Annotated in this window: 18 protein-coding genes and 1 pseudogene; 5 read left to right on the top strand and 14 right to left on the bottom strand. The window is 60.3% G+C overall.

What is annotated here, in order from left to right; genetic code table 11:
- Positions 1 to 163: 163 nt before the first annotated feature.
- The 4 genes from AC3A5N_RS10375 to AC3A5N_RS10360 all read right to left on the bottom strand — a co-directional run bounded on the left by AC3A5N_RS10375 (position 164) and on the right by AC3A5N_RS10360 (position 4481).
- Positions 164 to 1420, bottom strand: a complete 1257-nt coding sequence (locus AC3A5N_RS10375; protein WP_487737246.1) for a S41 family peptidase — start codon at positions 1418 to 1420, stop codon at positions 164 to 166.
- 254 nt (positions 1421 to 1674) lie between these two features.
- On the bottom strand, positions 1675 to 2496 hold the full coding sequence (locus tag AC3A5N_RS10370; RefSeq protein ID WP_487737245.1) for an N-acyl homoserine lactonase family protein: 822 nt from the start codon (positions 2494 to 2496) through the stop codon (positions 1675 to 1677).
- 50 nt (positions 2497 to 2546) lie between these two features.
- Positions 2547 to 3221, bottom strand: a complete 675-nt coding sequence (locus AC3A5N_RS10365) for a hypothetical protein (protein ID WP_487737244.1) — start codon at positions 3219 to 3221, stop codon at positions 2547 to 2549.
- Between the two features lie 138 nt (positions 3222 to 3359).
- The gene (locus tag AC3A5N_RS10360) at positions 3360 to 4481 is read right to left on the bottom strand and encodes a DJ-1/PfpI family protein (protein WP_487737243.1); all 1122 of its coding nucleotides are present in this window, start codon (positions 4479 to 4481) and stop codon (positions 3360 to 3362) included.
- A 293-nt stretch (positions 4482 to 4774) separates the two neighbouring features.
- On the opposite strand from AC3A5N_RS10360, the gene AC3A5N_RS10355 reads away from it, so the two are divergent.
- Positions 4775 to 5887 carry a sensor histidine kinase gene (locus tag AC3A5N_RS10355; RefSeq protein WP_487737242.1) on the top strand — a complete coding sequence of 371 codons (1113 nt, stop codon included), beginning with the start codon at positions 4775 to 4777 and terminating at the stop codon, positions 5885 to 5887.
- The gene (locus AC3A5N_RS10350) at positions 5887 to 6693 is read left to right on the top strand and encodes a LytR/AlgR family response regulator transcription factor (RefSeq protein WP_487737241.1); all 807 of its coding nucleotides are present in this window, start codon (positions 5887 to 5889) and stop codon (positions 6691 to 6693) included. The genes AC3A5N_RS10355 and AC3A5N_RS10350 overlap by 1 nt, the downstream gene beginning before the upstream one ends.
- Positions 6694 to 6792: 99 nt before the next feature.
- Here AC3A5N_RS10350 and AC3A5N_RS10345 read toward each other — a convergent pair whose 3' ends face one another.
- The gene (locus AC3A5N_RS10345) at positions 6793 to 9660 is read right to left on the bottom strand and encodes a TonB-dependent receptor domain-containing protein (protein ID WP_487737240.1); all 2868 of its coding nucleotides are present in this window, start codon (positions 9658 to 9660) and stop codon (positions 6793 to 6795) included.
- A gap of 298 nt (positions 9661 to 9958) precedes the next feature.
- The gene (locus tag AC3A5N_RS10340; RefSeq protein ID WP_487737239.1) at positions 9959 to 10453 is read right to left on the bottom strand and encodes a hypothetical protein; all 495 of its coding nucleotides are present in this window, start codon (positions 10451 to 10453) and stop codon (positions 9959 to 9961) included.
- 284 nt (positions 10454 to 10737) lie between these two features.
- Here AC3A5N_RS10340 and AC3A5N_RS10335 point away from each other — a divergent pair, with 284 nt between their 5' ends.
- Complete coding sequence (locus tag AC3A5N_RS10335; RefSeq protein ID WP_487737238.1) at positions 10738 to 11754, top strand: hypothetical protein; 1017 nt, start codon at positions 10738 to 10740, stop codon at positions 11752 to 11754.
- 45 nt (positions 11755 to 11799) lie between these two features.
- Here AC3A5N_RS10335 and AC3A5N_RS10330 read toward each other — a convergent pair whose 3' ends face one another.
- The 4 genes from AC3A5N_RS10330 to AC3A5N_RS10315 form a co-directional block, all read right to left on the bottom strand.
- Positions 11800 to 12723, bottom strand: coding sequence for a hypothetical protein (locus tag AC3A5N_RS10330; protein WP_487737237.1), 924 nt, complete (start codon positions 12721 to 12723; stop codon positions 11800 to 11802).
- Positions 12724 to 12747: 24 nt separating this feature from the next.
- Positions 12748 to 14211 carry a carotenoid oxygenase family protein gene (locus AC3A5N_RS10325; protein WP_487737236.1) on the bottom strand — a complete coding sequence of 488 codons (1464 nt, stop codon included), beginning with the start codon at positions 14209 to 14211 and terminating at the stop codon, positions 12748 to 12750.
- Between the two features lie 498 nt (positions 14212 to 14709).
- A complete protein-coding gene (locus tag AC3A5N_RS10320) occupies positions 14710 to 14949 on the bottom strand; it encodes a helix-turn-helix domain-containing protein (RefSeq protein ID WP_487737235.1) in 240 nt (79 codons plus the stop codon).
- Positions 14949 to 15587, bottom strand: coding sequence for a hypothetical protein (locus AC3A5N_RS10315; protein ID WP_487737234.1), 639 nt, complete (start codon positions 15585 to 15587; stop codon positions 14949 to 14951). Before AC3A5N_RS10315 ends, AC3A5N_RS10320 begins: the two co-directional genes overlap by 1 nt.
- A gap of 19 nt (positions 15588 to 15606) precedes the next feature.
- On the opposite strand from AC3A5N_RS10315, the gene AC3A5N_RS10310 reads away from it, so the two are divergent.
- Together AC3A5N_RS10310 and AC3A5N_RS10305 are read left to right on the top strand one after the other, a co-directional pair.
- Entirely contained in the window at positions 15607 to 16725 is a 1119-nt protein-coding gene (locus AC3A5N_RS10310) for an alpha/beta fold hydrolase (protein ID WP_487737233.1), read from the top strand.
- Between the two features lie 121 nt (positions 16726 to 16846).
- Positions 16847 to 17814 (top strand): annotated as a pseudogene (locus AC3A5N_RS10305) (IS3 family transposase); the annotation flags it as partial.
- A gap of 55 nt (positions 17815 to 17869) precedes the next feature.
- Here AC3A5N_RS10305 and AC3A5N_RS10300 read toward each other — a convergent pair.
- The 4 genes from AC3A5N_RS10300 to AC3A5N_RS10285 form a co-directional block, all read right to left on the bottom strand.
- Positions 17870 to 18295 carry a GFA family protein gene (locus AC3A5N_RS10300; protein WP_487737232.1) on the bottom strand — a complete coding sequence of 142 codons (426 nt, stop codon included), beginning with the start codon at positions 18293 to 18295 and terminating at the stop codon, positions 17870 to 17872.
- Positions 18288 to 18761, bottom strand: coding sequence for an SRPBCC family protein (locus tag AC3A5N_RS10295; protein WP_487737231.1), 474 nt, complete (start codon positions 18759 to 18761; stop codon positions 18288 to 18290). Before AC3A5N_RS10295 ends, AC3A5N_RS10300 begins: the two co-directional genes overlap by 8 nt.
- A 526-nt stretch (positions 18762 to 19287) precedes the next feature.
- The gene (locus AC3A5N_RS10290; RefSeq protein ID WP_487737230.1) at positions 19288 to 20382 is read right to left on the bottom strand and encodes a pyridoxal-phosphate dependent enzyme; all 1095 of its coding nucleotides are present in this window, start codon (positions 20380 to 20382) and stop codon (positions 19288 to 19290) included.
- A 73-nt stretch (positions 20383 to 20455) separates the two neighbouring features.
- The gene (locus tag AC3A5N_RS10285) at positions 20456 to 20932 is read right to left on the bottom strand and encodes an Lrp/AsnC family transcriptional regulator (RefSeq protein WP_487737229.1); all 477 of its coding nucleotides are present in this window, start codon (positions 20930 to 20932) and stop codon (positions 20456 to 20458) included.
- Positions 20933 to 20974 lie beyond the last annotated feature (42 nt).

Genomic DNA, 20974 nt, shown 5'->3' with positions numbered 1-20974 from the left:
CACCACCGGCGACCCTGAAGAAGCAGTCACACTACGTCCACCCACGTAGCACCCAATCGGAGGCACCGTTCGAGCGAGCGGTCGCTTCCCCGTACGTCTCGGTTCCGCTGCCATTGCGAAGCCGCTCATCGTTTGGGCGATTTCGAATCTCATTCGCCTCGATCTAGTCCATTTTCCAAGCAGCCATCGAGCTGGCGTCGCATCTTTGCGCCATTGACACGGCAGCGTTCAAGGCGGTGTCCCGACCCTTGCGCCAATCTTCGATTGTTTGTGCCACTTCAAGGTCAGGCATTACGGCTGTTTCGCCTGGTACACCGAACCGATAGCGACGTTGCGCGGCCGAAACGCGCAGCCCGGAGTTGGGCAGGGTAAACCATTTGTTCTCTTGGTATCCATTCGGCCGAGCGCCAGTGGGTAGGCCGATAATAGTGGCCTCTGTCTCTCTCCGCAGATCGGTAACGTTCGTCATAGCTGCGGAGAACGTAGCGGGCCCGATCAGCACAAAGAGACAGCCCTTCCGGTTAAGTTGCGACCGCTCCCATGTCGGATAGACGATATGCCGGCGTCCAGCCGGCAGCGAGCCGCCGCGATTGCTTCGAAAATCGATGATCAATGCGCGGGGGCGAGCCTCATCAATTGCAGCCCAAATCTCAGCGCTCCTCGTTTCAAGATCGTGGTAGCTCTCAAAATCCAGATAGGCGACATCATCTATGATGCTCAGTTCCAGGCCGAGTTTCGGCTCCGCAGCAACAAGCTCGCCTTCGGGACCGATCGTCACCAAACTCAGACGATTAGAGGGATCATCGGGCTCAAAGTGCGCATGCTCGCGACGTCCGCCCGCCAGCTCAAACGTAAAATTGGCGCTGGCGGGACTGCGGATTATGCCGAGCGCCGCCAAGGGCTCAGCTTGTGTCAGCAGGCGAGCGACCGCGTCTTGCTCATACCAGCGATTTTCATTGCGGGGCACCAGCGCTAACAGCTTTTCGACGACCCATTCGATCGGTGTCCCATCAACTGCTATAAGTTTGGCGCCGAGTTTGGAACTATGCGCCGGCGCCGTTCGTGTGACATAAAGATCACCCTCAATTGGTCGAACTTCCAACGGATATCGCGAGTATATGTCGGACGTCGCGAGAAAGGTGTGGCCATCCCCGATCGCTGCAGCGATCCGTTGCAGCGAAACGAGCATCTCATAATCTTCGGCGCCGTCCGCTTGTTCGATGACATCATCTGCCAGATGTCTGACCTCGACCCTCGAGGCAAAGTTCCATGCGTCACGGTGGTTCTGTTCTATCCCAGCGACAAGCGCAGCGACATCTTCGCGCCACTGTGCGCCGCTCAGATCGGGAACACCGTTCCCGAAAGCTGCCCCCTCAATGGTCAGGGTTAACAGCATCGCCGCAAGCATCCTGGCAATCATTTTCGCCCTCCACGTCGATTCCGTCGTTCCGCTGGTATGCTCCGAATGAGAACTCATTCCAGTTGCAGCCGAGCTCCCGTTTTTTTCCTGAACGTGTATAGTCGCTCCGCTCACGTCCTCGGCGAGGAACCCCGGGAGAGCAACCAGCTCGCATTTGAACCGCAATACTTCCGAAATCCCGCCATCGCGGCCAGCCATTGCAGAGCAGCGAAATTCAACCTTGCTCGAAGCGGCGTATACGGCCTTTCGGGCGTCTAGCGGGCCGCCTTCGGAAACGCGGGCAGCTTGGTGACGTCGGCCGGTTCGTGCTGGATGATCACTTTCGCGCCCAGGTTCTTCGCCATCTTCTTCAAGCGGTCGAACGAAGCGAGCGTATCGGCCCGGTCGGTGTTGTAGGTGGGCACCCCTTCACGTTCGTAATTCGCGGTGAAATGCGCAACGTCGCCGGTGAGCAGCACCGGCCCGGTCTCCGGCAGGCGCACGAGCAGCGAATGGTGCCCCGGCGTGTGACCTGGAGTGGCTATGATTCTCACGCTCCGGTCGCCGAAGACATCCTTGTCGCCGGCGAAAGCTTCGACCTTCGCCTGGCCGGATACCCAGGCTGGAAAGTCCGCGGGGTTCGCGTTGCCAAGCGGTGGATCGTGCGTGATCGCCTGCCAGTCCTCCTCGCCGATCAGCAGGGTCGCCTGCGGAAAGGCTTTTGCCTGGCCCGTATGGTCGTAGTGGTAGTGGCTGATACCAACCAACTCCACGTCGGCGGGGGCGATGCCGAGCTGCCCCAACTGGTCGACCAGAGTGCGATCGAGAAAGAAGCCTCCATCGGGATCTCCGCTGGTGGCCGGGTCGATGCCCGTGTCCCAGATCATGAGCCGCTCGCCGTGCCGGATGAGATAACACGATCCGACGATGGCTTTCTTCATACCGTCCGCGCCGCCGGTATCGTCGAACCCATCGAGCGGCCAGGGCTCGGTCGCGCGTCCGCAATCGAGACGGGTGAGGCTCACGTCGGGCGCGGGTTCGGCAGCAGTTGCCACGATTGAGGTGCAGGCGAGTGTGATCGCCAGAAGTCGCTTCATCGGCCTGTTCCTCTCTTGCCGGTTGCAGTGTGGACCGATGCAGCCAAGCGCTAACGGGATGCACCGTCGCTAAATGCCCTCCAAGTCGACGGACACTGAGCCGCTGGCGTTGGAATGGTCTGAGCGCCTTCAATTACCCAGCAGTCGTTATAGATAGAGCAATAGCAGGCACGAACCTGCAGTTTCCAACGTTCTTCGTTTAGCTGGTCCCAGGTTGAACTGTTTTGGACCGTGCGCTTCAAACGAAAGAACTGGACGCTTTCGCCGGGTCTCACCGCTACATTGCTCGCGGGCGAGGTCATGAATGCGAGGCCGCTGTTCGGTTTGAAGCCGCAACATTGCTCCAGCAGATCGGCAGGGCTGTCGATAATGTTGCCCTCATACCGGATTTCGATCGGGCCGAGGATCGCAGGCCCGAGGCCGTTATTGGCCAGCGAAAGTGAAATCTCGCGGCCGCCCTGGTCATCGACATTGCTGGTACCGTAGGTGACGAACGGCATCGCACCTCCGACCTGCATTTTTCTGGTGGCGTCCGCCTGGACAAAGGCAAAATAGGCCAGAGCCAGAGAACCGATCAATGCTGGAACCGCAAATAGCAGTTGTGCCGCCGTGAAGAGCGGCAAAAGCCGCAGCAGCTTGTTGAGCGCGGCAGCGCTGGAATCGCTCGAACTGCTGAGCCGAACCTCGAGATCATTCAACCGGTCACCTAGGTCATTTTCGTCCATCTCGACCCCGAACTCCCGCAGCTCTCGCACCGAGCGCCCGCCGCGGATAAGCTTTACATCGACCGCGATTCAACTGCCAAGAACTTGGCCCCTGTGTCCAGCAACAGTCGCTCTGCGGCGGGCAGCTCGAGCGGGCCATCAGCGTGCTCGCTCAGCCGGATATTCGAGCTGCATCGCAACGACTTCGGCAGTCTTGTCACCATACCGTCGGCGGAGAGCTTCGAGTGACAGGTCGAGTGCCGCCGCTGGGGGATTATAAACATAGGTCGAGAGCTCCCCGCCACTCATTGGGGCTGCCGGCGTCGCATCCGGAAGGATGCGGACACCGTTCGCGGTTATGACGGGCGATGCCGATGATGCAGATGAAGTGACGTTCGCGCGGTATGTTCGGGACCAAGCGTCAGCCACCAGAGCGAGCGATACTTCGTCCATGCCCGGCTCAAGCCGAAGATCGAGGTCCTCATGTCTCCAGAATGCTGCTCGATTGCCCATGATTGTCGTGGCGAAGTCGCGAGTGAGCCGAAAGGAATCGCTGGCGTGCTGGGCGTTCCAATCGCCAAGGCCGAGTTCGCCGGCGACCTCCTCCGCCTTGGCACGGCCTCCTATCGCCTCAATGAGTGTCAACATCATGGGCATGGAGGCCGAGATCCCGGTGGTTGTTGCGACGCGTTCGTCCACCACCATCCTGCGGTCCTTGACGTACTGGATCGTCGGATGCCGGGTTAATAGCTCATCCAGGTAGTACCAGTGCGTGGTGGCCCGTCTGCCATTGAGAAGACCGGCTGCACCGACGACCTTTGCACCGGCACAGATGCCTATGATGATCGCTCCTTTTTCAGCCTGCTCGTTCAACCACTCAAGCACTGCCCGGTCGTCGTCGCGGCTCATTGCTGGAACGATCACGTAATCTGCCCCGCGAGCATGCGCCGCATCGAACTGGGCGATGGTCGCGTCGGGTTGCACCTTCAGGGCCGGGTAAAGGTGCACAGGACCAGGCTCTGTTGCTAAAAGCACTACCTCAGCAATGTCCGCCCGCCTGAGGATACCTGCCGGCATGAGATAATCGGTCGTCTCGGTTGCATCATTGACCCCAACTACCGCTATCAAGGGCCGCTCATTATCGGTGGGGCGGAGCGCCGCAAGCATCGCGGCCTGCTCACGTCTTGGAACCGGCGGTGCCGGGGCACCGGCGCCCGACGCCGGCAGACTGAAAAGCCAGACGCCGAAGCCCGCGAGGGCAAGTACAATCGCTGCCGCCAAAATCCAGTACCGCCGATGCCTCAAGAGCAACCTCTCCGCTGTTTATCCGGTCACCTGCCCGATGGTCGACATGTCCAACCGACCAAACATGCAATCCGGCGGGCGTAGCGATTCTGCGGCCCAACGTAGGGATAATCGGCACATCGGCCGCCGAACGCGCGTGTGCCTGGCGAATCTTTTTCCTAACCTCCGGTTGGGCGTTGCCTTGCAGGGATGCCCGAACGTCATCTTTCTGCGGCCGAGCGTACATCGACAGATTTGCGCCGCTCTGCGAAACTGTCGAAATGAACGTCATGCCTATTCTGGACGCGGGTCCATCTCTCGGCGCCTCGCCTTCTCAAGGCGGGCGATCGCACTATCACCGTGCTGAGAACAGAGCGAAGGTCTGGCTGACGCTTGCGATGTGGGGTTCTGCCTTCATAGCATTCACGCTTCTCAGCTTTATCGAATCGGAGCGGGCGTTCGGTCCTGCTGCGGCAATGCGAGCCGCGGTGATGCTTCTGGGGATCGGGTTCTGCTACGCGCTGCATCGCTTGTTACAGTCGATGCGGTCGCACCGGTTCTCGACACGAGCCGCGACACTGATTGTTGCGGCGCCCGTCGTGGCCGAAATCTTCGCGTGGACTAACTATTTCGGGTTCGCATGGCTCTCCGGCGCGCCCCTGGCGTTCGTAGTAGAGGATTGGAATGCGGCCATTCGCCAGTTGCTCCTCTATACCTGGTTCTTCATCGCGTGGTCCGGGCTGTACCTGGCGATCGAGTACAGCTTCCTTGCGCGAGGAGAGCAGCAGCGCGCTGCCGAACTGCAAATTCATGCGCATCGCGCGAAGCTCCGGGCTCTGTCGAACCAGCTCAATCCCCATTTCCTGTTCAACAGCCTGAACTCGATCTCGGCGCTCGTGCTGGAAGGAAGGCGCGAGGACGGGGACAAGGCCTTGGGCCTCCTGTCATCCTACCTCCGGCAGTCGCTGAGCTTGGATCCCGTTGCTGATTTGCCGTTATCAAAGGAGATCGATTTCCACCGCACGTATCTCGCGGTCGAGCAGCTGCGCTATCCCGACATGCAGGTGCAGATCGATTTGCCCGATCGCCTGCGGCACGCCGCGGTGCCCGCGTTGATCCTGCAGCCGATCATCGACAACGCAATCAAACACGGCGTCGCCCGATCGAGACCCCCGACCTTCGTCCGCGTCGTGGCCGACGCGAACCCGGAGAGGCTCATTCTGAGCGTGGAAAATGGGGGAGCGATAGAAGCGCGCGCGCCGTGGGGCGATGGGCATGGAATCGGCCTCGATAACATCAGAAGCCGATTGCGCGAGCGCTTTGGCAGCGAGCAGGAGCTGGTCACCATCACGAAAGAGGACGGGTTCGAGGTGAAGCTCTCGTTCCCGCTGGCCTTCGTCTGATGCTGCCGCTCCGTGTGGTCATCGTCGACGACGAGCCGCTCGCGCTAAGGCGATTGAAGCTCCTGCTCGCGGAAATGCCGGATGTGCAGCTTGTGGGGGCTGCGTCCAGTTGTGCGGAGGCGTTGGAGGTGGTCGCAGCAAGTTCGCCCGACGTGCTTCTGCTCGATATCCGGATGCGCGACGGGACCGGCTTCGACGTGATCGAGAACCAGGGGGAAGATCGCCAGCCGTATGTGATATTCGTGACAGCGTTCGATCACTACGCGGTCAGGGCGTTCGAACAGGCCGCTATCGATTACCTGTTGAAGCCGATCGACGCACAGCGTCTCGAAGGCGCATTGGGCCGGGTACGAAGTCGCTACGAAGAGGAGCGAGGGAGTTCGCGCATCGAGGAAATGCAGGAAGTCATCGAGAACCTGCGCGCTGCTCTTCATGAGCAACAGAAGGATGCGGATGACGGCGAACTATGGATCAGAAGTGCGAACGGCAGCTTCAGCCGTGTGTCGCTGCCTGACGTTCATTGGATCAGCAGCGAAGACGACTACGTCCGGCTTCACCTCGACAGAACGACACATCTTGTACGATCATCTATTCGTGCGCTCGAGCCAAAGTTGGACGAGGGCCAGTTCGTACGCGTTCATCGGTCGGCACTAGTCCGGCTGGCTTCAATCGCCGAGGTGCGGCGCTCGCCTTCGGGGCGACGCGAAGTGATCCTGAAAAACGGGGAGAAGATCCCTGCGGGACGGGTCAATTTTCGCACGCTGCGCGACCTTTTCAGGAAGAATGATCTTCTCTCGGACAGCTAACCTAGACCGTCAAAATGAAGCGGATGAAAGCTTTGGGCAAGCTTTCATCCGCTGGGTATTTTCCTCAAGAATGTGAGCAGTACCTCTCCGGGAGAATGGCTAGAACTTCATTGTCGCCGTGATGCTGTACCGCCGGCCGAGAACGTCATACGTGCTGGGGTAGGTGTTGCCTGAGTTCTGCGCCGTGGTTCCGACATAATTGCTGACGTTTGGCGGATCCTTGTCGAGCAGATTCTGCACCGAGAACGTGAGGCCCAGAGTGTCGGCGATCTCGGTGCGGAACGTCAGGTCGAGGTAGCTGTAGCTGGGTATGCTGAGATAGTCGGGGTGGACACCGTCCCTGGAGAGAACCCTCTCGTAATCTACACCATCAATCCAGCGCCAGAACAGCGATATGTCGCCTACCTCATCGATACTCGCCGTCGTGCGGAGGTTGACGCTGAATTCCGGTGTGATCTCGCCTGCGAAGAAGCCGCAGTTCGAGCTGTACTGGCCCACACACTCGCGATTGATCGCAGTTGGCGATGCCTGGAACTTAGACTGCTCGGTCCAGTTGCCTGTCAGATCGAAATTCAACCCTCCGAAGCTCGTCGGCAGGTCGTAATTTATCCGCAGGTCAACGCCGGATGTCACGATGGTGCCCTGGTTGCTCAGAACGGTGATGAGACCCGGCGTATCCCCACCGCCGTTCAGCGAACCGTTTAAGGGATTCCGCCTGATCCGGGCGCAAGCGTCGGCATCACCTTCGTCGAAGCACGGTCCGAAGATGTCATTAGGTGTAGGCAGCGTAATCGCGTCGGTGATCTTGATGTGATAGTAGTCTGCCGTCACCGCCAACCGGGGGATCTGGGGCGGCGTCAGGACAACCCCGAGCGTGTAGGAATCCGCGGTTTCGACCCCAAGGTCGGGATTTCCTCCGTTTGTGAGGTTGATCTGTCCGGCCGAGGGCGATGGAATGCGCCCAATGGTGGCCGGAGGCGCGCCCTGCGCGATACAGATCGCCGTCAACTCAGGATTTCCGACAGGGTTCGTCCCCTCGCACGGATCTTCTGCCAAGTTCGAGAGCCCGGTCGTTACCGGCGTGAACAATTCGGAGATGTTGGGAGACCGCACAGAGTGCTGGAAGATTCCGCGAATCTTGTAGCCCCGGATTGGCTCCCAGGTGCCGCCGGCCTTCCAGGTCGTGCTCCCGCCGGTGTTGGAGTAATCGGAGAGGCGCAGACCGCCTTCAAATGTCAGCCCGTGGATACCAGGTACATCCTCGACCAGCGGGATGATGACTTCGGCAAACACCTCCTTGACATCGTAGGCGCCGGAGAACGAGGGCGACGGTGCACCAGTCCCCAGCACCTCGTCCTGCGTACCGAAAGCGACGTCCGAGACCTGCGACGCTCCGTACTTCCTGTACTCTGCGCCCAATGCGTAGCCGATCGGCGTCTCACCGGCGAGGAAGTTGCCGACCTCGCCCGAGACGCTTCCGCTAACGACCGAAAGCCGCGTGCTGATGGTCGCACCGGCCGGCTGGTTGAAGAAGGCGGTCGACTCTGGTGAGATGTCGGCTCCGTCGCCGAAAAGATTGATCGGCACGCATCCATTGGACGGATCCGCGCACTCGGTCTCGCTGACGGCGCGGAGCGCCTGCTGGACGCGCGATTTCAGACCCCAGTTGATGTTGCTATTCTTGCGGTCGGACTCGCCGTGCAGTCCATATACGTCGAAGTCGATCGTGTCCGTAATCTCGCCGCGCACACCTGCCCAGACCTGGAATTGGTTGGTCGTGAGATTTCTGAGGCGCGGCCCCTGCTCGATAAACCGCCGATTGATGGTCGCCGCGACTTCGCGATAGTTCGGGTCGGTCGGATCGGTGGCGCCCGCGGCGGCTGCGCAGTCGGCTGCCGAGATTCCGTTGGAAGCGCAAACTTCGCCTCGAACGGCATCGGGCAGGAACGGATTGTTCAGCGGCAGGAGCCAGGTGTCGCCAAACATGCCAGACGGAGCCAAGCTGAGCTGGACCGTGGACTTGGTGAACATGCCCTTGGCGTACACCTCGATCGCGTCGGCGATCTCGTAGCGGGCGGCCCCAAAGACGTTATAGCGTTCAAGCGGCGTCTGGAAGTAATTGTCCGGTGCAAAGTTGAATGCATCCCTCGAGCTAACGTAGTCTCGCAGGGAGCCAGTCTCCGGATTGTAGATGCGCTCGTTGATCCGCGTCGGAGATGTTGTCCCGGAGCCGATCTGTCCGCCGCCAATGGAGTAGGTGTCGCGCGAAACCGCGCGGTCGCCTTGCAAAACTGGCTCTACCTTCTGGTATCCGACATTGAGCACTGCATTGCCGCGCCCGTCGTCGAAGTTCGCGCCAAGGGTGACATCCGCCCGGTAGCGTGCACCATCGCCGCGCTCATTGATACCCAGCGTCCCTGCGAGTTCGGCGCCTGAGAAATCCGTCTTTGTGATGAAGTTCGCAACCCCGGCGATGGCGTCGGCGCCGTAGACCGAAGACGCACCGCCTGTGACGATCTCGACTCTCTCGACCAAAGCCACGGGAATGATGTTCAGATCAGTCTCGCTCAACAGCGATGAGGGGACGAGGCGCGTTCCGTCGAGTAAGACCAGGTTGCGGTTGGTTCCTACTCCGCGAAGATTGAGCGACGCGAAGCCGCCACTGCCGTTGTTGACGCCCGCGCCGGCACCTGGAGACACGCCCGGAAGTTCGCCGATGAGTTCTTCTGCGTTCGTTGCTTGCCGAAGGCTGATCTCGGCATCTCCCACCACCTGGACCGGACTCGACTGATCCAGATTGGGGTTCGAGATGCGCGAGCCCGTCACGACGATCAGCGGTGGTTCGGTCGCCCCGGCCCCCGCTTCTGGAGCTTGTGTAGCATCCGCAGTCTGCGCGTGCGCTGGCACGACAAGCCCCGCGACAAGTACGGTTGATGCGAACAGGTGTGCCCGAATTCTGGTCCTCATTACTTCCTCCCTGTGTACTTCTTTGTTTGCGGTCACTGAGCGGAGGAACAGGCGGTTGCCGTTGCGCACGTGCGCACGAAGGCTCGGCGCGGGTCCACTGCTCGGACTTGGCTCGTTGTTGCTAGGAGCGGAGAATTCGAATGACTTGGGCCTTGCCGGTGAGTGGCCGTTCAATGCCGCTGAACGGAGGGCATTCGCCGAACGGCTATTTCGCCCCGGTCAGCGTTCGCGTGATCACGCGGATCGGGCGACATTCGCGTTCAATCGGATGATTTTTCACGTTGCCGCCCGAGCCACTTCAAGCCTTTTCGTTCGCCGAGCCGAGCCCGGGAGACAGGTGAGTGCCGCGGAGACCAGCACCCGAAACGATCAGCGATATAGGCAGCCCAACGAGCGCGACGTGGATGAGCATCGGAATGGCCACTGTTCGTATTGTGACTACCTGCGCCGCGTCCGGCCAGCGCGCTGGGAGAACGAGCCAGTACATGACCGTATAGATCGCTAACCCGTACAGGATACCTGCAGCGACAGCCCGACGGCCAAAATCAGGGTAGCGCCAGACCAGCCAGGCAAATACGAGCACCATTACGGTCATCAGAGCGTAGTGAGTGGCCAATCCCAATATCGACGCGGTGACGCCAAGGGCGAATATCCCATCGCCCATCGGTCCCGAGGCAATGCCCGCGAGCATCCGGTCCACCGGCTGCCCCGCCATGACGGTCAGCACGATAGCCGACAGGATATCGAGTGTTCCTGCAATCAAGACGGCTTTGAAAACAGTTCTTCGGGTCATCTTACGTTGTCCTCTGCACACCGGGACAATTCCAACCTGAGACTGATCCTCCCACACCGAAGTCGCCGAACGGCGCGGTTCTGAGGCCATGCGTCCGGTGATGCAGTCCGCCGCGGATGAGCCGAATGCGCCTCGCCAGGCAGCGCTGATCGGCGCGGATGTAGCGTTCGGCAGACTCCCGATGCGCTCAGCTACATTGTTTTGCCGCTGACAGAGTCGATCACTGCGATCTCGAAGCCCACCCTTCACGCTTGCTCCCGAGTGTCTACAAAGGGGCTGGACGCATGGCGACGAAGTTGCGGGACGGGGCACTTGGCCGCCCGGGCGAGATCATGGACAGAGGCAATATCGCCGATTTCCGCACGTTGGCCGCGCGGACAGCGCGGCTGGCGGACAGGATCATGATCTGTCCTCCTAAAGTCCGGATTTCGAATGGCTTGCCAAAGCCGATGCTTCTGACAGGCGTGGGCTGTCGAAACAAAGAGATCGCAAACGTGCCGGTGCGATATATCCTGCGGCCGGAGGTTGCATCCTGGTGCTCCGAGATCGTCCGCTCGGCAGACAGCTATCTCGATACCCGCAATCCACGCATGAAGATGCCTCATCCCGCCTTCTGGCTGGAGTGGCCATCGGAAGACACGACGTCTCGGCACTACTTTGGCACTCTCGTTACCTCGGGCCCCGACGGTCGCAGCGGAGAAATTCGCTCCTGGTGGGCGGGCGAGGGTGCAATGCCAGATCTGAATATCCTCTCGGTCAAGTTCGACTTGGACCTGCCAATGGCAACGGCGGCAAACGGGAGGAACGCGTTCGCCGTGCGCAACGCCGCACTTCCGCAGCTCGACCAACTGCTTTCGCACGTCGTTGCCTGGCTGGATCCTACGTGGGAGGAGTTTCTCGCTCGCCGCGAACCTGAGCGCTTTCCTCAGTTAATGCACCATTGCATGGAGAACACCTGGTATCTTCTCCCTCAGATCCTGGCGTTCGTCTCTGTCCTAGAAAGCCGCACACCCCTGACATTTTCCTCGAGCGACTTGTCCCGGCTGAACAAGGCGCGACGACGGAGGGGAAAACACCCATTGCTCGATCATGCCGAAGTCGGCCTCGACCTCGCGCGGAGGAGCATCCTGTCGGGCGAGCACGGGGCGAATGCGAAAACCCGGCAAACGCCGCGACTGCACCACGTGCGCGGGCATGTCGTGCATCGCGGGGACACCACTTTCTGGCGCGCGCCGCATCTACGTGGCGATATCGCGTTGGGAGTGGTCAGGCGAACAGTGACGGTTCGAGGCTCAGTGTGAGCCACCAAATCAAACCAGTCTCATTTAGATAGAGGCTCTCGCAGCTCAGCCATAAAGGAGATCTAGAATGGCCTTGCTGCGCTGGTTCTCAGCGTCCGCAGCAATGATCGTTTGTACCGCCGGATAGCCGCGCAGACCGACTTCGGTTGGTTGCCCCGCGGAGACGATCGTATAGATCTCGCGAACCGGGTAGGTGTGGATGGCCCTGATGTGGCGGGTAAGTTCGTCAACGGCGATGTCTGTCATGAGATCGCCAATCACACCGACATCGCGCACCGTCAGTTCGGCCCAGCCTAGGTAGGGTTGCTCATTCGGCCACTGGTGCGGCAGCCCTGGCGACGCCATTGCCGATAGTTCGTACGGTGGGAGCGGCTCGACCCGTAAGCGAACTACGTTGGAATGGCCGCTCCACATCGGCGCAAGATGCTCAATCAGATAGCGATGGAATTCGCTTGGCGCAGCTTCTGCTCTTGGGACAAAGCAGAGAACAAAGGTTGGTGCCGGAGGTGCTCCCTGGATGGCGGGATCGTTGATGCGGTCGACGAACGTGCGACCACTGCTACGATCCGAAAGCAGGGCGCCGATGCGACCGATAAAGTTGTGTGCGTCTTCAGGGATGACCTTATTCGGGAGAGGGTGGCTGCCGAATGCTTCGAGATCGTCCCTCGACAGGAAGAGCGCATGTCCGATGCCATGTGGCTGGGCCGCTTCCGGTGCAGTGAACGAGATTCCTGGGACTTCCCGCCAGAAATCCGACCGGTTCGCTGCGAGATGCAGCTGCCGACATTGCCAAAGGCCTGGAGCGCGGGCGAACAAAATCCCATGCACGTCGCGCCAGTAGGTCTCGCAGACTTGCCGCGCGATGTCGGCGCGCCACCAGCAGAATGCCGTCAACGCAAGTTCGGCGGCATTCTCCAGACCCGCCGCATCCCTCCTATCGAGCGCTCGTCTGCTCTCGGAACGAGGCATTGGCCAATCTCCCTCGGCGCAAAGTCAGATTCCTTGCGACGGTGATGCCTCCTCCACGCGGCCGGTGCGATCGGCGGAAAAGAAATTGCCATGAAAACCGAAAGGAATGTGGTGTGGAACCACTGCCCTCGCACATTCCGACAGTGTTGCGGCATCCAGTACGAGCAGAAACGAGGTGCCTGAACGCGTATCGAGGACCACCGACAGCAGCACCCCGTCGTCCTCAGCATGGCCTGCGGGACGAGCGACGAACACCGCTTCACCCGGATAGCAGCCATCTTCCCGCCACCGCCTCAACACCGCACGCTCACCCGACAGGTCGACTTTTACAATGGTGTCGTGAAAGGCCTGCGGATCATTCTGTCCCACTCCCCAGACGCAGGAATGCCTCTGACCCGCCCTTCGGTGGTAGTCGATGCGTGGCAGCTCGAGTTCAGTGTCACAAAGGACCTTTCCCTCAATGAAGACGGAATCCGCACGCTCGTCGAGGGGGATAGAAAATCGTGTCAGTTTCCCCGTCACCAGCGGCGGATCACCCGCTCGCAGTCGATCAAGCCGAAGCCGCTCGATTATCGATGCATCGGGGTAGGCAACCAGATCGACGTTTGCCGCACCGTTCTCTTCGAAAGCGTTGACATGATGAAAGCTGAAGCAGGGCGGTGCCGTTGCTCGAGCAACCACGTCGCCGCTCACCTTGTCGACCACAGTCAGGCGCGTGCCCCGCTCCGGCTTCCAGCGATAGTTGTTAATGAAGGGCTTGCGCGACAGTGCCATACGCAGCGGGTTCACGCACAGCGGGAACTCGGCCACGATAAGATGCCTTTCCGACATTCCGAACGAATGCATGTAGCTTGGCTCCTCGACCGGCAGCTCCGTGATCACGCGTTGATCACTCTGTTCGTCAACGAACAGACGATATGAACTCTTGCGACCCATCTGGATGACGTAAGAATAAGTGCGTGCTCCGTCGCTATGCGGATGCGCCGTTGACACCTGCCCGTTCAGTGCGTCGTCCAGTGTCAGATGGCCCTGGGTCTCAAGCGTGTGCGGATCGAACTGAATCGGCATCGGCGTTTCGGTGAGCGCGACCACTCGCCCCGCCAGCACGTCCACGTTGACATTGGCGTTGTCGGTCCGCTTTGGCTTGAAGAGTGCCCACAGGTGGCCGAAGATCGTCCGGCAGGGATCGGTCATGAACTCGCTACGAGCGATGCGGCCCTGCTCTTCAGCATCGCGCCAGCTGTCCGAGCTAATGTACCGGTTGGAATAGCGCACAGAGCCGGAATCGCACTCAAAGGCGTGCAGCATGGCGAGGCCATCGAACCAATGGGTATAGGCGGTCTTCCCCACCTCGAAGCGAGCGGGGCCGGTGCGGATCAGGCTTCCAGCCAACCATCCCGGCAGCGTGCCGGATACCGCAAGCATCAGCTGGCGTTCTTCGCGCGCCAAAGTTGTGAAGCCAAGCGCGTAGGAGGAGGGATGCGTCATGTGTTCCTCATGGCGTGAGACCGCGCGAGCGTCGTTCTACGCGAACGGCGGCACCCTGTCCCACACAGCGACAACTCGATGCAAACGCAACGCGAGCCGGGCCGCAACATGGGGCGCCATCACCCAGGGCGGCCTTACTGGAGTTTGGCGGGCGGCCGCGGATAGCCATTCAGAAAGGTATCGCGATCTGAAACAATCCTGGCCTCCCGTTCTGTCACACGATCAAACGATGCTGGTTGAGAATGGCAGGACCTTCAAATGCAGCGCCGCTAAGCGTCGCTTTTTTTCGGATCAAGGTCACGGCGAGGAACGGTGGGCGCGAGAGTGCCGTCACGTAATAGCGCCATGAGGCCACGTTTACCGATAGAGAGGTGCTGAATGCTGACCTTAATCGCATCCAGGCAGTCGGCCAAATCCGGGAAAAGAGTCGCTTAGACTTACGTTCGAGAGATAGCCTGCTCTGCCGGCTTAGGCGGATCCTAGACCTGCCTGCAAAGATTACGAGGCACCTTTAGTTTGCTCCGGCCCCGGATCCTCAGGGACATATTCGAGTATGTCTCCCGGCTGGCAGTCCAACTCACGGCAAATGGCCTCCAGGGTCTGGAAGCGGATGCCCTTCACCTTACCCGTCTTCAGCAGCGACAGGTTGGGAAGGGAGATCCCAATCTTCTCGGATAGCTCCTTCGACATCATTTTGCGCCGCGCGAGCATAACATCGAGTGTCACGACTATCGGCATCAGACGATCGCCTCGTTCTCTTCAGCCAAGGCCCCGCCGATCGCGAATGCGTGAGCCATCGCGAGTGCGGCCAATCCGGCGATGATCTTCAGCAGATCGAGATCGGGCGTGAGATGAAAGGAGCGCTCTGCATCACTGCTGTGCGCCCACGGAAGACTGTGAACCGCAATTGAATCGCCCGCGGGCGCATAGGCCTCGATGAGCGCGGGCTGGATCAGAAATGCCTCGATCAAGTCGAGTGCCATCCACCCGAGCATCAGATAGCCAATCACACGCAGTCCGCGCACGACTTCGTCGCTGAACGGCTTCCTGGCGGCGATGGCTGCAACAATCAGCTTCAGCCGCTCAATCGCGAAGTATGCTCCGGTTACGACGATGCCGAACACGATCAACTGAACGAACTCCGCTTTCCAGTCGGCGCCGCTAATCGTCAGGACTCCCTTGTCGATCCGTATCACGCCTTCACTCCCCGATAGCGGGAAGGCAGCGATGGCGGTCTCAGAAGCAACTGGCCAACTGGTGACGAACGGCCCGCCCTGAACGACCTGTAGGACGAACGTCAGCAAGACCACGAGCGCCGCAATCAGCAGCATGAGCTGAGCAATAAGGAGGGCTGCGGTGAGAAAGCGAAGGGACATTGGCAGGTCTCCATCTCCATTGATAGCGCTGACCGGATATACGCCGCAGAAGATCGTATATCAAGAAATAATTATCGTGACACATAAATTACATTACGCTAAAAGCAGTTCCTGGATCGGTGATGACAAACGCGACCTCGTCCAATCTGGGAGACATGAAATGAACTTTTGGTGCATTGCGCTGAGCTGCTGCATGATGGCTTCCGCCCCTCAGGCTAGCGCTGCCCCCGCCCCCGTCTCTGCCGAGGAAGTGCAGCGGATTCGAACCGCTGCCGTCAATGGCATCACTATCGCCTACAGCGCCACCGGTCCGGCGGAGGGGCGTCCGATTCTGCTCATCCCGGGGATCGGCATGCAACTCATTGAATGGCCGCCGGAGATTATCGACGAGTTGGTGAGCCGCGGATTTCGTGTCATCGCTTACGAACATCGCGACACCGGTGCCTCTAGCCACTTTGCCGCCGCCGGAGTTCCCGACTTTGCTGTGATGGCGGCAGGAAAGGAGGTCACCCTACCCTACACTGCTGCCGACATGCGCGACGACGCTGTTGCACTTCTCGAGCATCTGGAGATCGATCGCGCTGATATTCTCGGGATCTCCGGAGGGGCGACGATAGGGAGTCTCGTGGCACTGGACAGACCGGACCTCGTCCGCTCGCTGAATCTCATCGCGGCGAACTCCGGGAACCCCGCGGTTGCGATACCGGCGCAACCCGATCGCCTCGCTGGCCTGCCTCAGCCGCACCCGGACGAATCGCACGCAGACGCTGTGCGGCGGCGCATTGTCACAGCTCACGCTCTTGCGGCGCCTGACGCGACCTTCGACGAGACCAGAACGCGCACAGTAATGGAGCGGGCGGTAGAGAGGGACCGCGATCCCTATGGTTTTGCTCGCCAGGGGGCGGCCCTTCTTGTGCTGGGAGATATTCGTGAAAGGCTGTCTGACATCGAGGCTCCCACGCTCGTCCTGCACGGCACCGACGATCCGCTGATCGCTCCTCAACTCGGCCGTGAGGTGTCCGAGGCAATCCCGCGATCGCAGTTCCTGTTGGTGACCGGGATGGGGCATGACCTGCCGCCTGAGCAGACGCGCAACATAGTAGAAGCGATCGCTACGAATGCAGCAAATGTGAAGTAGCAGGGTTGTTGTACCGGGGGGGGGGGGGGCGCAATTTGCTACGCGTCGCAGTGCCTCGCGCCGACCTCAGAAAGAAGTGCTCCCCGCGCCGCTGGCACTCATCTTTTGACGGTCCGTTGCATTGGCGGACCTGACGCTGGACCGCGAGATGCTGCAGGATGTCATCAAGCGAAAGCTCTAAGGCCGGTTCGGAAGCGCGAGATCATCGACGAGGTTCGGCAGGACTGGCAGGTGACGATCCGCAGGGCATGTGCCGCACTGCACTTTGATCGCTCGGCCTATCACTACCGGTCCCGCCGCACCGATCCGGCCTTTCTGAAGAAGCGTATCAAGGAGATCTGCGAGACGCATGTCCGCTACGGCTACCGGCGCGTGTACTACATTCTTCGCCGCGACGGCCGGGTTGTGAACATGAAGAAGGTCTATCGCCTTTACAGGGAGTAAGGTCTTCAGCTCAGGAACAAGGCGCCCAAGCGTCGGGTCAAAGCGAAGCTGCGGGAGGATCGCACGACGGCGATCCGACCGAACGATGTGTGGGCGATGGAGTTGGGTGCGCGTCGCTTGCCCTTCTCCGCTTCGCTTCGAAACTGTTCACGATCAGCTGGCGACGGGACGGAAGCTGCGGATCCTGGCGGTGGTCGACACGCTCTCGCGTCTGTCGCCGGTGATCGATCCGAGGTTCAGCTATCGCGGCGAGGACGTGGTTGTGACGCTGGAAAGAGCTTGCCGGAAGATCGGCTACCCAAAGACGATACGGGTGGACAATGGCAGCGAGTTCATCTCGCGCGACACGGATCTGTGTGCTTACCAGCGCGGTGTGATCCTGGACTTCTCCCGCCCTGGTAAGCCACAGATAACGCGTGCAACAGCAAGCTGCGAAGCGAATGCCTGAACGCGCACTGGTTCCTGTCGCTGCAAGATGCTTGCGAAAAGCTGGAGGCGTGGCGTAGACACTACAACGAAGAGCGACCGCACAGCGCGATCGGGAATATCCCCCCGATCTTGCTGGCAAACTCAGCCGGTGCAACCAGCCCACCGGACCTGAGCAAAGCGGAAAACTCCAGGCCCGAGTGGCCCAAGGTTGGGTAACCGTGCAACCAGGCCCGGGCGCTAATCGAGTGTTGAGGAAAATCAGAGGGTCAGGTCACTGGGAGGATCCATTCGGCGGCATTTTGCCGAACCGCTGTAGTGCCGGGTCGATCTGGTCCCAAGCCTGGGCCGAGTCGGTCCAAGTGACGAACTCAGGCCTGAAGCGGCTCGGGTCGTCGAGACTAGTCGCACTTGCGACGAAGACCTCGGGATTGTCCGGGAAAGTCAGGTAGACGGGCGCACCGCAATCGGAGCAAAAGCCGCGAGCCTTGCGTGTTCCCATGTCGCCCGTGACCGTCCACTGACTTGCCTTTCCCGCCAGCACCACTGACGCGCCGATGAACGTCAGATGCGCTCCATGCCCAGTGCCAGCGTCGCGTTGGCATTGACGGCATTGACAATAGAGCATCGCGGCAGGCTCGCCGGATATCTCGTAGCGGATGGCACCGCATTTGCAGCCGCCAGTGTAGGGCTCACTCATCGGCAGCCGCCTTCACGGCGATGTCGACCATCTTACCGACGACGCTCTGCCAGCCTTCCGCCAGATTGCGGTACGTGCTCTCATTCCGCGGCAGCACAAAGCCGGCGTGGACGAGGAGCACACGCGTGCCGTTCTCGGCAGGTTGGAGTATCCAAGTGACCACGGTGTCCAGTAGCGATCCGTAGCCGACGTTCTCAGCGTCTCCGCCCTTCCACGAATAGGCGAGCCGCTCGTTCGGCACTATTTCGAGCACCTCGCAATCGATCGTCCCATCCCATTTGCCTGCGGACGCGGTCTTGTACGTAAAATTGGTTCCGACAACGGGAGCAAAGCCGGACGGAACCATCAACCAGCGGCCGATAAGCTCTCCGTTGGTCAGCGCTTTCCAGATCGTCTGGGGCGCGTGGGGGAAGACTTCGTCCACGACGATGTCATGGGTGTCGGCATGCAATGCTGTAGCGTTCATAGATTGAGTCCTTTCAACAATGTGTGGATGTCGGCGGTACGCTCGCGCCCGAAGAGCGCGTGATGACTCCTCCAGTCGAGCCGCGGCGCCAACGCCCGCGGGTTCGGCATGATTAAACACGTCGGACTCACGGGCGCTCGGAACCCGCTCAGCCGATTGAGCGGTTGCGGATGCTGGGGAATTGTCGAAATTCGGTGGCCCTTCCTTGTACGTGTCATTTCCGCAGTGATCTCGCCGTTGAGGATGACGGACTCTATCCACACCCGCGTGTCGGATACGCAAACGCGCATGATCGCGTCGACTGCGGGTGTTTCCCAGCATGCCGACATATTAGTACACGCTAATTGATTAGTCAACGCTAATCTTAACCTGAAAACACCTTTGCATCGACCGGCACGGCGGCGAGCAAGGGCATCCAGGATCGTGCCAGTTGGTCGGGATTTTTTGATTGTCTCGTTGGGGCCTGCGGTCAGCGCTGTCTGTGCTCGGTCCGGCCACGGTAGCTGCGCTACTTGCGACCAGCTATCTAGCGGCTTTCAAAATTTCGGCGAAATCGGATCTCTGGCTCCAGATCGCGGATCCGCGCGGACGGCAGGCCGGCGCCCTCGGTAACAATGAGAAGCACTACACTTTCGCGATCGAGGCCATGCACGATCCGCAGGTTCGGATCCGCCGCCACACGCAGAAAGCCGGCGAGGCCAGCCGCACCGGAAGGAGTGGTCTCGACGCCGATGTCTTCCTCAAGGATACGAACGGCAGCGGAGAGTTGAGGCTCACTCGCCGTGACCGCACGTGCACGATGATTCAGGAGGATTTTCAGTGCCTGTGCTGACGCCTGGCCGCATGACAGCATTTGGGCGGAGGTAACTAGATCGCCCTTCAGCCGACCGGGCGTTCCTGTTGCCAAGGCATGCCCAACACAGGCCGCATTTTCCGGCTCGACCACAACCATTGCGGCGCTGGTCTGCTGCAACCCGTCAGCGAGGGCCGCCGCCAGGCCGCCCACGCCCGCTTGGACAAAGCTATGGCTCAGGCCAGCTCCGAGATGGCCCAGTTGGGCGAGCAGTTCGTTCGCAAGAAGCCCGTAGCCCTTCATTACGTATTGTACGACCGGGCAATCGGGGTCCGAAGACGTGTCGGGAACAAGCAGCCCGCGTCCGGCGCGCGCAGCGGCAGCGGCCGCGTCTACTGCGTCATCATAGGTGCCATCGGACCAAACGATCGATGCGCCAAATTCCTTGATGCGCTTCGCGTGGTGTTCCCCGACGCCGCCGTGGAGGTAGACCGTCGCCTGCGCTCCAGCCACACTTGCAGCGGCCGCGACAGATAACCCGTGATTGCCATCGCTGGCGCAGATCAATTGAGGCAACTCGCCGCGGCGCCCTCGATGCTCGACGAGCTCTGACACGGAAAACCCCAGCCGATCAGCCAGAACACGAAGTCCCGCATACATGCCGCCAAGAATTTTGAAGTTCCCCAACGGGCGCTCGTTCTCGAGCTTGACGAATGTTCGCGCCACGCCGGTGCGCCTCGCGAGCGCCGGAGCGTCGCGCAGCGATGTGGCAGGAAGGATCAACCCGTTCTCGGAAATAGCGAAGTTCAGCATGTCGCGATAATGCACGGCGAATCGCGCCGCATTTTCCCGATCTGCCGGGCCAATCCACGTTAAAGCTGCGCAATCACGCCTTGGGCAGTCATTCCGCTCCGTTCATCGGGACCGGAATGGTCAGGCCGCGCTTGACGACCTCTAGTGCAACGTTGGTTGTAAAGCGCCGTATATTTGCATGCTCTTTGACCATCCGAGACATTAGAGCGTCGTAGCTGGCGGTGTCTGGCGCAGTTATGATGAGCACGAAATCGGCCTCGCCGGTTACATAGAACGCCTGCTGAACCTGGACTTCGTTCGCGAGCCAACGCCGAAACTGAGCCAGCAATTCCGGCCGTTCGCGCTCGACCTGCAGAGCCACGACATAGAGCGTAGGTCGACCCGCAAGCTGGGGATCGACGATTGCGACATTCCGCTCGATGACGCCGGTTTCGTGTAGGCGACGCAGCCGACGCTGAATGGCCGAGATCGATAACGCCACGAAGTTGCTGAGCTGCTCCGCCGTCAAGGAAGAATCTTCCTGCACGAGCTCAAGGAGGCGGCGATCGAAAGTGTCGAGCTTCATCGCGCTACGGTACCGCCTTTTTGCGCCGTTTGAAGGCGGAAC

This window comes from Pelagerythrobacter sp. Soil_C_18, assembly GCF_057657235.1.
Note: the sequence above shows the minus strand (reverse complement) of the source record. Positions and strands in the feature narration are given on the sequence as shown.